Below are 13363 nucleotides of genomic sequence, written 5' to 3'. Positions count from 1 at the left end.
GGGTTGGGGCTTGGGGTTACAGGAAGCGGTCCAGGAGGCTTGCTTCGGCCATCCGGCTGAGCCCCTCACGCACGGTGCGGGCGCGCTGGTCGCCGATGCCGTCAACGGTCATGAGGTCGTCAATGGTGGCCGCCATGAGGAACTGCAGGCCACCGAAATGGTCCACCAGCCGGTCCGCTACCGCCTTGGGAACCGCCTTCAGGCCGGACAGGAGCCGGTATCCGCGGGGCTGGACGACGGCATCGAGGTTTGCCTCGCCGCCCGCGAACCCCACGATCGCGGAGATCTTGCCGAGATCGATCAGCTCTGTCGGGCCCAGGCTGACCAGTTCATTGACGGCCTTTTCGATGTCCTCCGCGGAGGCGTTGGGGCTGGCGTAGTCGCGGATGATCACGTCGCTGCCCGGTCCACGGCCCACGGTGAGCTCGTCAAGCTGGAGCGAGAGGAGCCGGCCGTCTTCGCCAAGTTCCAGGACGTACTGCGAGATTTCCTCCGAGATGCGGCGCACCATCTCCTGCCGCTGCAGGGTCACGGCCACATCGCGCACCGTCACCATTGCCTCGATTTCCAGGGCCGAGAGCGAACTGGTGACCTGGTCCAGGCGGGCAACATAGCGCTCCAGGGTGGCCAGGGCCTGGTTGGCGCGGGCAAGGACGTTTTCCGAGCCCTCCAGGACGTGCCGCAACCCGTTGACGTACAGGGCGATGATCTGCATGGACTGGCTCACGGATATGACCGGGACCCCGGTCTGCTTGGCCACCCGTTCCGCCGTGCGGTGGCGGGTGCCCGATTCCTGCGTTTCGATGCTTGAGTCCGGGACCAGCTGGACCGCGGCACGCAGGATGTTGCCGGCATCCTTGTCGCAGATGATGGCGCCGTCCATCTTGGCCAGTTCGCGCAGCCGGGTGGGCGAGAATTCGATGCCGATATCGAATCCGCCGGAGCAGATGGAATCGATGGTGCGGTCGGAGCCGAGGACGATCAGTGCGCCGGTGCGTCCGCGGAGGATCCGTTCCAGGCCGTCGCGGAGGGGCGTTCCGGGTGCAACCCTGCCCAGAGTGGCCCTCAGCGATTCTTCGGGGCTCCGCGCCATAGGTTTTTCCCTTCAAAGGTGCGGACCGCCACCCGCAGGAATGCCGGCGTCCGCAGTTTGCCGGCAGGATCAAAAAGTGCACTGATTCCCGCAAGCTCAATGATAGGGGTAAGAAACCCAACTTCCGCACGGGCAAGCCCCAAAGTGCCCCATTAGGGGGTGCCCGGAACGGCGGCAAAAACGCTGGTTGGGGGCATTGCGGGGCGGCCACTTTCGCCGCTTTGGGCCCCCGCCATTTTCAACCCTGCCCCGGCTTTGACCCTGCCCGGCCTTAGCTCTGCCTTTCAGCGGGTTGCTCAGGCGGAGGCTCCCAGGGGTGTGACCGTTCTGGTGCTGCTGTCCCAGAGCCGCGCTCCCGTGCAGCGGCCCTCGAGGCGCAGGTCCAGCAGGTCCACCGCCGTTCCGAGCTGATGGCCGGGAATACGCCGGGAGATGGTGACGTGCGGTGTCCACGCCCCCGGACACGTCAGCGGCAGCGCCCCTGACAGGCCCTGGTGCAGGATTCCGTGCAGGTCCAGCAGGGGAGCAGTCGGCAGCACCGCGCGGGCAAGGACATATTTTCCTGCGCCGGCGGGAAAGACGACCGCTCCGGAGAAGGTGACATCCACGGGCAGCACCTCCCAGGGACCTTCCCGGGCGGCAACCAGGTCCGTGCCTGCCGCAAGGGTGATGTGCGGGCTGTTGCTGGGGGAGGTATGCCCTGCCAGGCTGGGGAGGCCGGCGGCCGCGAGCCGTGCCCAGTCAGCCCTGACCAGGGATTCGGTGGGGCCGTCAAAGACCAACTCGATGCTGCGCATGAACCCATCATGCCGTTGCCGGGTACCCGTTGCCGGGCACCCCCATGCCTGCCAGGTTTTGCCGCCGCGGGGACGTCAGCGCTTCCGGTCCCTGAGCATCCGCTCCAAATCCCGGCTGACTTTCGACAGTGAAGCGGCACGGAGTGCTTTGTGTTCAGCCGCTGTTTGCACTCCCCGTTTCCGGGACGGGCCGGTAGGAAGGACCGAACCCGGCGGCTGGGCCGCGGCGGTGCCAAGGACCGCACCCGCGTTGGCGCCCAGGTTGGTGGCCAGGGGGTCGAAAAAAAGGTTGCCGGTGAAAGTGGCGCCATGCATCATGCGCCCAAAGCTAACTGCCCCGCATTTCGCCGCCTTGAACGTCCGGTTTCGCCCGCGTTAAGCGGAACCCGTCCGGTTTGCAGCCCTGCGATAAACTGTACTTTGGCCGTTTGCCAATCACCTTCCCCGCCCTTGAGTCGCAGCGCAGTACCCGAAAGACACCTGGGCAGCCACAACCGCAGCGAAAGTAGCACCGTGTCCCAAGATGTCCTGACCCCCGCCCGGATCTCCGGGATCCACAAAGAGGCTGGCCGCCGCAGGACCTTCGCTGTCATCTCCCACCCTGACGCGGGCAAGTCAACGCTCACCGAAGCGCTGGCGCTGCACGCAAAGGTGATCGGCACCGCGGGCGCTTCCAGTGGCAAGGCCAACCGCAAGGAAACAGTCTCGGACTGGATGCAGATGGAAAAGGACCGCGGCATCTCCATCAGCTCCGCGGCCCTGCAGTTCTCCTACCGGGACACCGTCATCAACCTTCTGGACACCCCCGGCCACGCCGACTTCTCCGAGGACACCTACCGCGTGCTCGCCGCCGTTGATTGCGCCGTGATGCTGGTGGACGCCGCCAAGGGCCTGGAAACCCAGACCATGAAACTCTTCGAGGTCTGCAAGCAGCGCAACCTGCCCATCATCACGGTCATCAACAAGTGGGACCGCCCGGGCCTGGACGCCCTGGCATTGATGGACGAGATCACCGAGCGCACCGGGCTGCAGCCCATGCCGCTGACCTGGGCCGTGGGCATCTCCGGTGACTTCCGCGGCGTCTGGGACCTCCGCAACGACCGCTTCGCCCGGTTCCAGCGCAACAACGCCGGAGCGCAGATCGCCATCACCGAGTACTTCACTCCCGAGGAAGCGGCGGAAGACCAGGGCAGCAACTGGTCAGACGCGGTGGACGAGGCCGGACTGGTGATTGAGTCCAACCTGGAGTTCGACGTCGACGCCTTCCACGCCGGCAGGGCAACCCCCATCCTGTTCAGTTCCGCTGCGCTGAACTTCGGCGTCAAGGAACTGCTGGACGCGCTGGTGGACTTCGCCCCGCCGGCAGCGCCCCGCCCCGACGTGGACGGAAACCCCCGTCCCGTGGAATCCCCGTTCTCCGGGTTCGTCTTCAAGGTCCAGGCCGGCATGAACAAGGCGCACCGCGACCACGTGGCCTTCATCCGCGTCTGCTCGGGCGTCTTCGAGCGCGGCATGGTGGTCACCCAGACCCGCACCGGCAAGTCCTTCGCCACCAAGTACGCACAGCAGGTGTTCGGCCGCGAACGCGAAGTCATTGACGAGGCCTACCCCGGTGACGTGGTGGGCCTGGTCAACGCGTCCTCGCTGCGCGTGGGCGACAGCCTGTTCCTTGAGAACCCGGTGGAATACCCGGCCATCCCGCTGTTTGCCCCCGAGCACTTCCAGGTGGCCCGGTCCAAGGACCCCAGCAAGTTCAAGCAGTTCCGCCGCGGCATTGAGCAGCTGGAACACGAGGGCGTCATCCAGGTGCTCCGCTCCGACGTCCGCGGTGACCAGGCGCCGGTGCTTGCCGCCGTCGGGCCCATGCAGTTCGAAGTGGTGGAGGACCGCATGGCGCACGACTTCAGCGCACCCATGCGCCTGGAACGCCTGCCCTACTCCCTGGCCAGGATTTCGACTGCGGATGCCATGCCCGCGCTGGCAAACGTCCCGGGCGCGGAGGTGCTGCTGCGGTCCGACGGCGAATACCTCGCCCTGTTCAACGACGTCTGGGCGCTCCGGCGGATCGAGAAGAACCACCCCGACCTGACGCTCGTGCCCATCGGTACCCATAACCCCGCAAAGTAGCCAACCATGACGGCAGTACAACCACGCGCGCTGGTCACCGGCGCCGGCACCATCAACCCGCTGGGTTCCAGCGTCAAGGAAACCTGGGAGGCCCTGCTTGAGGGCCGGTCCGGGATCGGGCCGCTGGAGCAGGACTGGGCAGGGCAGTTGCCCGTCAAAATCGCAGGGCAGGTCACCACAGACCTTTCGGAGCACCTCAGTACCCGCGAGATGAAGCGGATGGACCGGTGCGGCCAGTTGGCGCTGATCGCGGCACGCGAGGCATGGGCGCAGGCCGGCGCCCCCGAGGTGGATCCGGAGCGGTTCGCCGTGGTGATCGGCTCCGCTTACGGCGGGCTCGGTTCCACCATCGAGCAGGACCGGGTGCTGGCCGAATCGGGCCCCCGGAAGGTTTCGCCGCATACCCTCACCCGCCTCATGGTCAACGGTCCGGCCGCATGGGTGTCCATCGACCTTGGCGCCCGTGGCGGCGCCCGGACGCCTGTCAGCGCCTGCGCCTCCGGGGCTGAGGCGATTGTCCAGGCAGCCGAGATGATCCGCTCCGGTGCAGCCGACGTCGTGATTGCCGGCGGCGTGGACGCCTCCGTCAACGACCTTGTGATCACCGGCTTCTCCCAGATCCGTGCCCTGTCCACCCGGTCGGATGACCCCAAGCTGGCCTCGCGCCCGTTCGACGGCGGCCGCGACGGGTTTGTGCTGGCAGAGGGCGCCGGCGTGGTGGTGCTGGAGAGCGAGGAGCACGCCCGTGCCCGCGGCGCCGCCGTCCTTGGGGCCGTGGCAGGCGGAGCCGTGACCTCCGACGCGAACGACATCGTGGCCGCGGACCCCGCCATGCAGCGGCGGGTCATGCAGAAGGCGCTGGACTCGGCGGGCATGCGGCCGGCTGATATCGGATTCGTCCACGCGCACGCCACCTCCACCCCTGTGGGGGACCGGCTGGAGGGCCAGGCAATCAACGCGGTCTTCGGCGCTGACGTGCCGGTCACTTCCACCAAGGGGCATACCGGCCACCTGCTGGGCGGCGCCGGTTCCCTGGCCGCCGTCGTGGTTCTCGAAGCGCTGCGGACCGGGAAGGTCCCCGGGACGCTGAACGTGGAAGCGCTGGACCCGGAAGTGGACCTTAACGTCCTCACCGAAGGCACCCACCAGCTTCCGCCGGGTTATGCCCCGGCCGGGCTGGTGAATGCCTTCGGTTTTGGCGGCCACAGCGTGGCGCTGGTGCTTACCGCGGGTTAGGCCCTGCTGGGGAGCGGCGCCGTGTTGGGCAGTTCCGGCGTCTCGGGCGACGCCTCAGCCCCGCTGCGGCGTTCCTTCAGGAAGTAGACCAGGCCGGCTGCCGCCGCCGAAGCCGCAGCCAGGGCGAATAGTCCCGGGATGACGCTGCCGGTCTGCTCCTTGATGATGCCGAAACCGAAAGGTGCCACGAACCCGCCCAGGTTGCCCAGCGAGTTGATGATGGCGATGGCCGGAGCCAGCACCAGCGGGTGCAGTCCGGACTGCGGGATGGTCCAGAACAGCGGTGAGGCGCTCTTGAACCCCATGGCTGCTACGGCCAGGAACACCAGCGCCAGCCCGGGCGAGGCCACGGCCGCCGCGTAGGTACCGATGGCTGCCACCAGGAGCGCGACCACCAGCAGGGGCTTCCTGGACCTGGCCTTGTCCTGCCACTTCGCCGCGAAGTACATCGCGAACACGGCGCAGATCCAGGGGATGGAGGAGAGGAAACCTGCGGAGAGGTCGGTGGTCCCGGGGATCCGCTTGATGATGCTTGGCAGCCAGAAGGTGTTGGCGTAGATGGACAGCTGGATGGCGAAGTAGATGCCGCACAGGAGCAGGATCTGCGGGTTCAGCAGCATCTTCCAGCGGTTGACCTTTCCGCTCTCCGCCTTGGCGTGCCCGGCGTCCTCCGCATCGATGGCCTGGGACAGCGCGTCCTTTTCGGCGGGGGAGAGCCACCTGGCGTCGGCGATTTTCGCGTCCAGCAGGAAGAACACAGTGACGCCCACCAGGACGGACAGAATGCCCTCGAACCCGAAGAGCCACTGCCAGCCGCGCATTCCCAGGGCGCCGTTGAGGCTCAGCAGCATGCCGGCGATGGGGCCGGAAATCGCCGCGGCAACCGAGGAACCGGCGATGAAGACCGCCGTTGCCTTTCCGCGCTGGCCGGCAGGAACCCAGCGGGCGAAGTAGAAGATGACGGCCGGGAAGAAGCCGGCCTCTGCGGCGCCCAGGAGGAACCGCAGGACGTAGAACATGGTCTCGTTCTGCACGAACGCCATCAGGAAGGAGACGATGCCCCAGCTGACCATGATCCTGGTCAGCCAGACCTTGGCGCCGTATTTTTCCATCATCACGTTGCTGGGGAGCTCAAAGATGGCATAGGCGATAAAGAACAGGCCGGCACCGAAACCATAAGCGGCGGCGCCGATTCCCACGTCAGCCTGGAGGTGGTCCTGGGCGTAGCCGATGTTTGAGCGGTTCAGCTGGTTGCAGACCAGCATGACCAGCATGACCGGGAGCACGCGCTTGAAGAATTTCCTGGTGGCAGATGCCAGGTCCAGGACGGCGTTGTCCACAGACTTCATTGAATGTTTCCTTTGGGAGGGGTGTTGGCAAGGCGGGGGCCTTGGAGAAACTTACCGGACTTGCGGTTGCCGGCTTTCGTTACCTGCTGTCGCGACTTGGCTGTCGTGGCCTGGCCCATTACCTGACCAGGCACGGCCGCTTGGGGTCGAAGGACCAGCCGTCGATGTAGTACTGCATGCCGATGCTGTCGTCACGGGCATCCAGGCCGTGCTCAAGGTACAGCTGGTGCGCTTTGTCCAGCGCGTTCCGGTCCAGCTCGATCCCCAGGCCGGGAGCCGCCGGGACTTCGATGGCGCCGCCCTTGATCTGCAGCGGCTCCTTGGTGAGGCCCTGTCCGTCCTGCCAGATCCAGTGCGTGTCCAGTGCCGTGATCCCACCGGGGGCGGCGGCTCCGGTGTGGGTGAACATGGCCAGCGAGATGTCGAAGTGGTTGTTGGAGTGCGAGCCCCAGGTGAGGCCGAACTCGTTGCACAGCTGGGCCACCCGGACCGAGCCGTGCATGGTCCAGAAGTGCGGATCGGCCAGTGGGATGTCCACGGCGTTGCTGCGGATGGCATGCGACATTTCGCGCCAGTCCGTCGCGATCATGTTGGTGGCGGTCTTCAGTCCGGTGGCCCGGCGGAACTCGGCCATCACTTCGCGGCCGGAGAACCGACCTTCGGCGCCGCAGGGGTCCTCTGCATACGCCACCACGCCCTGCATCCGCTTGCCCAACCGGATTGCCTCCTCCAGCAGCCAGCCGCCGTTCGGGTCGAGCGTGACCCTGGCCTCCGGGAACCGCTTGGCGAGTGCCGTGACCACGTCCACTTCGTCGTCGCCGGACAGCACGCCGCCCTTGAGCTTGAAGTCGGAGAAGCCATAGCGTTCCTGGGCGGCTTCGGCCAGCGCAACGACGGCTTCCGGAGTCATGGCCTCCTGGCGCCGGAGTTTTTCCCAGCGGTCCGACGGCGACTCCTCCACCAGGTACGGCAGGTCGGTTCGCGTGTGGTCGCCGATGAAGAACAGGTACCCGAGCATCGGCACGGACGTCCGCTGCTGCCCGTCGCCGAGCAGTTCCGCGACGGGAACGCCGAGGAACTGGCCGTGCAGGTCCAGCAGGGCGGACTCGACGGCGGTGACGGCGTGGACGGTGGTGCGCAGGTCGAACGTCTGCAGCCCGCGCCCGCCGGCGTCCCGGTCCGCGAATCCCGCGGCGATTTCCCGCAGCAGGGAGCGGTACCGGGCCACGGGCTTGCCCTTGATCAGGACGCCGGCTTCCTGGATGGTGCTGCGGATTTTTTCGCCGCCGGGAACCTCACCGAGGCCGGTGCGGCCGTCCGAGTCGGTAATGATCACCACATTGCGGGTGAAGAAAGGGCCGTGGGCGCCGCTGAGGTTCATCAGCATGCTGTCGTAGCCGGCTACCGGTACAACTTCGATGGCGGCAATGGTGGGCTGGTTGCTCATGCGTTGCTCTCTGCTTTCTCTGCGGCGGAAACCACTTCGCCGTCGATGCGCCGGTTGAGGTGCCAGGGGTTGGCGTCCTGCAGGGCTGCCGGGAGCAGTTCCTGGGGGAGGTTCTGGTAGGCCACGGGACGCAGGAAGCGGTTGATCGCCAGGGTTCCAACAGAGGTGGTGCGCGAGTTCGAGGTGGCGGGGAAGGGGCCGCCGTGGACCATGGCGTGGCCGACTTCGACGCCGGTGGGCCAGCCGTTGACAATGATACGTCCCACTTTTTGCTCCAGGACGGGGATAAGCGGCGCCGCTGTTGGATAGTCCTGTTCGGTGAGCTGCAGGGACGCGGTGAGCTGGCCTTCCATCCGGCCGGCTGCCTGGAGGAGGTCCTGGATGGAGCTGTAGCGGATCACCAGGGACGCGGCGCCGAAGATTTCCTCATGCAGGACGTGGTTGCTGGTGAATTCGGTGACGCCCGTGCCGAAGATGGTGGGCGCCGGGGCGTTCTCGGTGGGGCCGGGAGTGCCCTGGCCGATGAGTTCGACGCCGGCTGCCGCGCCAAGGTTTTCCGTCCCGGCGTTCCAGGACTTGGCAATGCCTTCGGTGAGCATGGTCTGACCGGCGCAGGCGGACACGGCACGTCCGACGGCGGCAGCGAGTTTGTCCCCTGCCTCGCCTTCGGGGGCGAACAGGAGTCCGGGGGAGGTGCAGAGCTGGCCGGAACTTCCGGTGACGGCGGTGACGTACTGCTGTGCAAGGGCGTCGACGTCGCCCTCGAGGGCGCCCTCGAAGACAAAGACCGGGTTCAGTGACGACATCTCCGCGTACACGGGAATCGGCTCGGGGCGGGCGGCCGCGGTTTTCATCAGGGCGATGCCTGCAGCCTGGGAGCCGGTGAAGCCGACCGCCTTGATGGCGGGGTCCGCCACGAGGGCCTGGCCGATGCTGGAACCGTGACCGTAGATCAGGGAGAACACGCCGGGGTGCAGCCCTGTGTCCTTGACGGCCTGGGTGACCGCCTGGCCCACCAGTTCGCTGGTGCCGGGGTGGGCGTTGTGGGCCTTGAAGACCACCGGGCAGCCTGCGGCGAGGGCCGAGGCGGTGTCTCCGCCCGCCGTCGAGAATGCCAGCGGGAAGTTGCTGGCGCCGAACACGGCGACGGGACCCAGGGGGAGCTGCCGCTGCCGGATGTCAGCCCGGGGGAGCGGGTTCCGGTCCGGGAGGGCGGGGTCGATGCGGACGCCGCGGAAGTCGCCTTGCCGCACCACGTCCGCGAAGAGGCGAAGCTGGCCGGTGGTGCGGGCCCGCTCACCGGTGAGCCGCGCCGCCGGGAGCCCTGTTTCCTGGCCGGCGCGGATGATCAGTTCCTCGCCCAGGGCGTCGATGTTGTCCGCGATCGCTTCGAGGAAGGACGCGTGGGTTTCCGGGTCAAGGGTGCTGAAGGACGGGAAGGCCTCGGCGGCCGCTGCCGTGGCGGCTTTCAACTGTTCTTCCGTGATCAGCGAGTAGGCGGGCTCCAGGGCCTGGTTGGTGGCCGGGTTGAACCCGCTGGTGGTTTTGCCTTCGCCGGTAACGGGCCGGCCGGCGATGAGTGAATGTCCGTTGAGGGTCATGGTGGGGCTCCTGTGTCTGCAACGACGGCTAGGAAACGGTGGCGATCAGGGCTTTGAGGTCCGCGAAGTCCTGATCGTTGAGGTTCTGCAGCGGCGGCCGCACCGGGCCGGCGGGACGGCCCACGGCATCAAGGCCGGCTTTGACGATGGAAACAGAGTAGCCCTTCACGCGGTCGCGGATGTCCAGGTAGGGGATGACGAAGTCGTTGAGCTTCCTGTTCACCGCGGCCCGGTCCTGGTTGCGGACGTCCTGGTAGAAGTCCAGTGCGAACTGGGGGACGAAGTTGTACATGGCGCTGGAGTACGTGCTCATGCCGAGCTGCAGGAGGGGAAGGGCGAAGGTCTCGGCGGTCGGGAGGCCGCCCAGGTAGAAGAGGCGGTCGCCGAGCTTGGCGTAAACGCGGGCATCGTGTTCCAGGTCGCCCACACCGTCCTTGAAGCCGATCAGGTTCTGGTGCCGCTCGGCGAGGGTTGCCACCGTGGTGTCCCGGTAGATGGCGTTGGCCCGGTTGTAGATGATGACGCCCAGGGAGGTGGCCCGGCAGACCGCGCTGACGTGTTCCACGAGCCCGTCCTGGTCTGCCTCCGTGAGGTACGGGGGCAGGAGGAGGATGCCTTCTGCGCCGGCAGCCTCGGCAGCCTTCGCATTTTCGATGGCCTGCGCCGTGGAGCCACCGGCGGAGGCAAGGACGGGGATGCGGCTGCCCACCTCGTCGACGGCTGTCCGCACCACGTGCTCCGACTCGGCAGGAGTCAGGGAGAACCCTTCGCCGGTGCCGCCGGCCGCGAACAGGCCCGCCACCGGAAAGCTCGCCTGCCACGCCAGGTGCTTGCGGTAGTTCTCCTCATCGACCTGGAGCTGGGCATCGAACGGGGTCACGGGAAAGGACAGCAGGCCTTCCTTGAGCGTGTCCGCCAGTTCCTGGGGTGTGTACTTTGCCACGGTGTGGGTCCTCCGGGTGTGTGCGCCGCGGGCGGCAGGCTGATGATTCCGTTCCCACAGTAGGAGCGCCCTCGATGCCTGTCTAAGTGCATTTTTATATGCGTTGATACCTTTGCTGCATTACCGTCTCGGGAGTGCCAATTACTCCATGGCGAACTCAAGGTCCCGAAGGAGGCGCGACAGCGCAGGATTGGTGACCCTCCGGTTCCACAGCGCATGCAGCTCCACCTGTTCGTGGTCGCCACCCTCCAGCGGGAGGAATTCAACGCCGCGGATACCTAGCATGGTGGCCGAGTGGGGCACGAAGGCCAGCCCGCGCTTGGCCGCCACCAGCGACACCATGGTGAGGATCTGGCTCACCGTGTGCACCACGTTGGTGTGGCGGATGGGGAGCATGCGCACCACCAGGTCATAGAAGTAGCGGGCCTGGGTGGCCGAGTGCATGATCAGGGGCTCATCGCTGAAATCGTCCGCGGCAATGCTCCGTTCCAGCTTCGTCAGCGGGTGCCCATCGGGGACGGCCAGCATCATGGACTCGCGGTAGAGGAGATGCGAGTCAAAGGTCTCCCGGTCGAACGGCGGCCGTGCCAGCCCCAGGTCCAGTTCGCCCGTCAGCAGCCCGGCCAACTGGTCTCCGGTCACCAGTTCCTGCAGCTCGATGTCCACATCGGGGATGATGCCCGCGAGTTCCTCCAGCAGCGGACCCAGGATGCTGAAGCCGCTGGCCGCGGTGAAGCCTATCCGCAGGACGCCGGATTTGCCGGAAGCGATGCGGCGTGCGGTGACAGGTGCCCGCTCCGCGAGTGCCATGAGCCGGCGGGCCTCGTCCAGGAACGTCCGGCCGGCAGATGTCAGCTCCACTCTTCTGTTGTCCCGCTCCAGCAGTTCGGCGCCCACGGCCTTTTCGAGTTTCTGGATTTGCCGGCTCAGTGGCGGCTGCGTCATATTCAGGCGTTCTGCCGCCCTGCCGAAGTGGAGTTCCTCCGCTACGGCGATGAATCCGGCCAGTTGGTCGAAAGTAAACATGATGCCTTCCGGGTATCAAATGATGCAGATATGGGCTTAGACAGGCATCATAACTGCTCCCTACACTCAACACAGCGAGGCGGGGGTGACCCGCTTCACAGATGTACCGGGCGTCCCAGCCCGCACCTGCGCTTGCACCTAGGAGTCCCAATGATGCACTTCCCGTCCCGCCGCGCCGTTCTCGGAACGGCGTCGGCCTTCACCCTGCTGGCACTGACAGCCTGCGGCGGCAACGTTGCCGGCGGAGCCGCAGCCGGCAACCCGTCCAAGTACCCGGCCGGGCCCGTAACAATGACCGTGGGACAGGCCGCCGGCGGCAGCACGGACCTGATCGCCAGGGCGCTTGCAGACGGCGCCGCCAAGACCCTCGGAGCCCCGATGCCCGTGGTGAACAAGCCGGGCGCCAACGGCGCCCTCGCCACCAAGGAAGTTGCCGGCAAGACGGCCGACGGCCAGGAGCTGGTACTCCTCACAGCCTCCCTGGTCACCATCACCCCCCTTGCCGTGAGCAAGGACGAGGCAGTGAACCTCGACGACCTGGACATCATCACTGGACTTTCGCAGGACGACTACGTGCTGGTGGCCAGCCAGGGCTCCGGGTTCAGGAGCTTCAAGGACGTCACCGCCGCCGGCCGGAACGTCACGTTCGGGACCACCGGCGTGGGCACGGGCAGCCAGCTGGCCCAGACCGTCCTGTTCAAGCAGGCCAACGTGCAGGGCACCGATGTGCCGTTCGAGAGTGGTAAGCCGGCACTGACCGCCGTCCTGGGCAACCAGGTGGAGCTGGCCACTGTCCAGCTGGGCGAAGCCATGGCGCAGATCCAGGCCGGAAAAGTCACCCCTCTGCTGGTCTTCTCCGAAGGGCGCAACAGCTTCCTGCCTGACGTTCCGTCCGCCAAGGAAGCCGGCTACGACGTTCCCGTGGCACAGTACCGTGCGGTCGCGGCTCCCAAGGGCACTCCCCAGGAGGTCAAGGACAAGCTCGCCGCGGCATTCAAGGACACGTTCAAGACCGACGCCTACCAGGAGTTCAACAAGAAGAACCTCCTGACGCCCAAGGAGATCTCCGGCGAGGAAGTGGTAACGCAGTGGAAGGACTATGCCGCGAAGTACAAGTCCCTGGTGGAGAAGTACGGCATCAGCCTCAACGGGAACAAGTAACGGCCATGGGGACTACTCCAGCAGTGGCTGCCGGGCGGGGCGGCAGCTCCGCCCTTCCGCCGGGCAGTGACGGCCCGGAAGACCTGCCCGAGGCCCTGACCCCCGAAGAACTGGCTGCGCAGTGGGAGGAGGAAAAGCCTCCCGCTGCAGGCCCGCTCGCCAACGCGGCCTCATCCCTGGTGGTGCTCGCCGTCGGAACCGCCGCCCTGGCGCTGTCAGTTTCCATGGGCCTTGGCACTCCGGAGAAGCCCGAACCGGGGCTGTGGCCCTTCCTGACCAGCTGCGTGATGGTGGCCCTGGCCATCTTCCAGCTGGTGTGGGGCCGGCACAACCGGGACGCGGAGAAGTTCACCCGGATGTCCTTCGCGCCCCTCACTGGCCTGGCCACGCTGGCCGCCATGGTGGCGCTGATGCCGTTGATCGGGTTCGAGATTCCCGCCCTCATCCTGTGCATCATCTGGATGAAGTTCCTGGGCAGCGAGACCTGGCGTTCCACCCTCGTGATCAGTGCCATCGTCGTCGCGTCCTTCTACGGGATCTTCGTGCTGGCGCTGGGCACTTCCATCCCCCACCTCTTCTAGGA

General features: G+C 66.6%; 12 protein-coding genes. 4 read left to right on the top strand and 8 right to left on the bottom strand.

Translation table 11 applies throughout. The features are described from left to right. Positions 1 to 16: 16 nt before the first annotated feature. The 3 genes from disA to ACV095_RS19455 all read right to left on the bottom strand — a co-directional run bounded on the left by disA (position 17) and on the right by ACV095_RS19455 (position 2208). Positions 17 to 1093 (bottom strand): DNA integrity scanning diadenylate cyclase DisA, encoded by a 1077-nt coding sequence (gene disA / locus ACV095_RS19465; RefSeq protein ID WP_018770949.1) that lies wholly within the window; start codon positions 1091 to 1093, stop codon positions 17 to 19. 296 nt (positions 1094 to 1389) lie between these two features. After that, positions 1390 to 1890: a 2'-5' RNA ligase family protein gene (locus ACV095_RS19460; protein WP_018770948.1), complete on the bottom strand. Its 501-nt coding sequence runs from the start codon at positions 1888 to 1890 to the stop codon at positions 1390 to 1392. 75 nt (positions 1891 to 1965) lie between these two features. Further along, complete coding sequence (locus tag ACV095_RS19455; protein ID WP_018770947.1) at positions 1966 to 2208, bottom strand: hypothetical protein; 243 nt, start codon at positions 2206 to 2208, stop codon at positions 1966 to 1968. Positions 2209 to 2403: 195 nt separating this feature from the next. Between ACV095_RS19455 and ACV095_RS19450 the strand changes: the two genes are divergently transcribed. Together ACV095_RS19450 and ACV095_RS19445 are read left to right on the top strand one after the other, a co-directional pair. Next, entirely contained in the window at positions 2404 to 4017 is a 1614-nt protein-coding gene (locus tag ACV095_RS19450; protein WP_144600974.1) for a peptide chain release factor 3, read from the top strand. Positions 4018 to 4023: 6 nt separating this feature from the next. Continuing rightward, positions 4024 to 5253: a beta-ketoacyl-[acyl-carrier-protein] synthase family protein gene (locus ACV095_RS19445; RefSeq protein WP_478222523.1), complete on the top strand. Its 1230-nt coding sequence runs from the start codon at positions 4024 to 4026 to the stop codon at positions 5251 to 5253. Here ACV095_RS19445 and ACV095_RS19440 read toward each other — a convergent pair. The 5 genes from ACV095_RS19440 to ACV095_RS19420 form a co-directional block, all read right to left on the bottom strand. Then, positions 5250 to 6602 (bottom strand): MFS transporter, encoded by a 1353-nt coding sequence (locus ACV095_RS19440; RefSeq protein WP_134165293.1) that lies wholly within the window; start codon positions 6600 to 6602, stop codon positions 5250 to 5252. The two genes, ACV095_RS19445 and ACV095_RS19440, sit on opposite strands and share 4 nt — an antisense overlap. A gap of 118 nt (positions 6603 to 6720) precedes the next feature. Beyond that, the gene (locus ACV095_RS19435; RefSeq protein WP_478222522.1) at positions 6721 to 8049 is read right to left on the bottom strand and encodes an enolase C-terminal domain-like protein; all 1329 of its coding nucleotides are present in this window, start codon (positions 8047 to 8049) and stop codon (positions 6721 to 6723) included. Beyond that, positions 8046 to 9650: an aldehyde dehydrogenase (NADP(+)) gene (locus ACV095_RS19430; RefSeq protein WP_478222521.1), complete on the bottom strand. Its 1605-nt coding sequence runs from the start codon at positions 9648 to 9650 to the stop codon at positions 8046 to 8048. The genes ACV095_RS19435 and ACV095_RS19430 overlap by 4 nt, the downstream gene beginning before the upstream one ends. 28 nt (positions 9651 to 9678) lie before the next feature. Next, positions 9679 to 10593 carry a 5-dehydro-4-deoxyglucarate dehydratase gene (gene kdgD / locus ACV095_RS19425; RefSeq protein ID WP_377204385.1) on the bottom strand — a complete coding sequence of 305 codons (915 nt, stop codon included), beginning with the start codon at positions 10591 to 10593 and terminating at the stop codon, positions 9679 to 9681. Positions 10594 to 10734: 141 nt separating this feature from the next. Next, the gene (locus ACV095_RS19420; RefSeq protein WP_377204386.1) at positions 10735 to 11619 is read right to left on the bottom strand and encodes a LysR family transcriptional regulator; all 885 of its coding nucleotides are present in this window, start codon (positions 11617 to 11619) and stop codon (positions 10735 to 10737) included. Positions 11620 to 11769: 150 nt separating this feature from the next. Here ACV095_RS19420 and ACV095_RS19415 point away from each other — a divergent pair, with 150 nt between their 5' ends. Both ACV095_RS19415 and ACV095_RS19410 read left to right on the top strand, forming a co-directional pair. Continuing rightward, entirely contained in the window at positions 11770 to 12780 is a 1011-nt protein-coding gene (locus ACV095_RS19415) for a tripartite tricarboxylate transporter substrate binding protein (RefSeq protein WP_478222520.1), read from the top strand. A 5-nt stretch (positions 12781 to 12785) separates the two neighbouring features. Then, positions 12786 to 13361 carry a tripartite tricarboxylate transporter TctB family protein gene (locus tag ACV095_RS19410; protein WP_051081421.1) on the top strand — a complete coding sequence of 192 codons (576 nt, stop codon included), beginning with the start codon at positions 12786 to 12788 and terminating at the stop codon, positions 13359 to 13361. The last annotated feature ends 2 nt before the right edge of the window (positions 13362 to 13363 follow it).

It is taken from the genome of Arthrobacter sp. JDC6 (genome assembly GCF_056484025.1).
This window is presented reverse-complemented; position numbering and strand designations above follow the sequence as displayed.